General features: G+C 73.6%; 1 protein-coding gene. It reads right to left on the bottom strand.

Annotation, left to right across the window (positions count from 1 at the left end; translation table 11 throughout):
* Positions 1 to 1914, bottom strand: a 1914-nt coding sequence (locus AB0M26_RS31820; RefSeq protein WP_365266497.1) for a polyketide synthase dehydratase domain-containing protein, incomplete at its 3' end; no start/stop codon positions are given.
* Between the last annotated feature and the right edge of the window lie 14 nt (positions 1915 to 1928).

Raw genomic sequence — 1928 nt, 5'->3', positions numbered from 1 at the left:
CGCCAGCTCCGCCCCCGCCTCCGGGAAGACCGTCAGACCAAGCCCCTCCAGCGTGCCCCTCTCCACAACATCCAGCCGCCACGCCGACTCCCCCATCGGTACGGCGAGTTCACCGGCGGACGTGGCCACCGCCAGCCGCGGGACGAACGCGGCTCCGCCGCGTACAGCCAGCTCCGCCTCACCGGACTCGAGCGCCCCGGCGACGACCGCCCACGACTCGTCCGAGGCGTCCACATCCAGCAGCGCGAACCGCCCCGGGTTCTCCGCCCGAGCCGCCCGTACCAGACCCCACACCGCCGCCAGCACTGGATCCGGAACCGCCTCGCCGAGCGCGACGGCCCCCTCCGTGACGATCACCAGACGCGCACCCTCGAACCGCTCCTCCGCCAGCCAGCCACGCACCAGTTCGAGCACGCCGGTGGCGACCGTGTACGCCGCGTCGGCCGACTCCGCCGCGTCAACGGCTGGGGTCGGGACGTGTACCAGGGTGTCCGCCCCGGCCTCAACTCCGTGCGCCGGTAGCGAGGTCGGCAGGTCCGCTGCCCTGGGGGCCGCCGGTCCGTCCGCTGTCGTGTCGACCGGGAGCGGAGTCCAGTCGACCCGGTGCAGCAGTTCGCCGTGACCGGTTGCGGCCGGGTCGGTGGGCTGCGCCGTCAACGGACGGAGCGTGAGGGAGGCGACGGTGGCGACGGCTGCGCCCGATGGATCGGTGAGGTCGAGGGCGACCGAGCCGGAGCCGGTGACGCGCAGGCGCGCGCAGAGCCGGGACGCACCGGCGGCATGGAGGGTCACACCGGTCCACGAGAACGGCAGCCCCGGAGCGGACGCGGTACCTCTTGAATCGCTGGAACCGCCGGAGCCGTCCGTGGTCGCCGATGCCGCTGCCAGAGCGTGCAGCACCGAGTCCAGCAGGGCCGGATGGACACCGTAGCGGCGGGCTTCGGGGTCCGTCCCGCCGGGCAGAGCCACCTCGGCGAACAGGTCGTCGCCGCTCTGCCGTACGGAGGTCAGCCCGCGGAACAGGGGCCCGTAGGACAGTCCGGTCTCCGCCAGCCGCTCGTAGAGTTCGTCCGTCGGGATCTCGGTGGCCTCGGCGGGCGGCCGAAGGACTTCGCCGGTAGGCGTGGCGGCCTCGTGCAGCAGGGCGCCGCTCGCGTGCCGGGTCCACGGCTCGTCGTCGAGGTCGTCCGCGCCGGAACCGTCCTCGGGCCGGGAGTACACCCCGATCTCGCGGCGGCCGGCCGGGTCCGGGCAGCCCACGGTGACCTGTAGCCGAACGGCTCCGTTTTCGGGCAGCACCAGCGGTGTCTGCAGGGTGAGTTCCTCGACCTGGCCGCAGCCCACGCGGTCCGCGGCGTGGAGGGCGAGCTCCAGGAAGGCTGTGCCGGGCAGCAGAACGGAGCCGGAGACGACGTGGTCGGCCAGCCATGGCTGGAGCCGGGCGGACAGCCGTCCGGTGAAGACGGCGGCCCCGCTGTCCGCAAGGGTGACGGCGGCGCCGAGCAGCGGGTGACCGGCGGCGGAGAGCCCCGCGGAGCGGAGGTCGCCGACGTGGGTGCCCACCGTTCGTGGCCAGTAACGGCTGTGCTGGAAGGCGTAGGTGGGCAGCTCGACGGGGCGGGCCGTCGGGAAGAAGGCGGACCAGGCGACGTCGTCGCCCTGTGCGTACAGGGATGCGGTCGCCGACAGCACAGTCCGTGCCTCGGGGCGGTCCGGGCGCAGAGCCGGAACCGCCACCGCCGCGCTCTCGGTGAGCGAGGCGTGTGCCAGGGCGGTGAGGGTGCCGTCCGGTCCCAGTTCGAGGAACCGGGTGACAGCCTCCCTCTCCAGAGCGCGTACGGCGTCGGCGTAGCGGACGGTCCGGCGGACGTGCTCAACCCAGTAGTCCGGCGTGCACAGTTCCTCGGCCGTCACGGTTTCACCGGTGA

The sequence above is a fragment of the Streptomyces sp. NPDC051776 genome, assembly GCF_040681345.1.
Taxonomy (GTDB): domain Bacteria; phylum Actinomycetota; class Actinomycetes; order Streptomycetales; family Streptomycetaceae; genus Streptomyces.
This window is presented reverse-complemented; position numbering and strand designations above follow the sequence as displayed.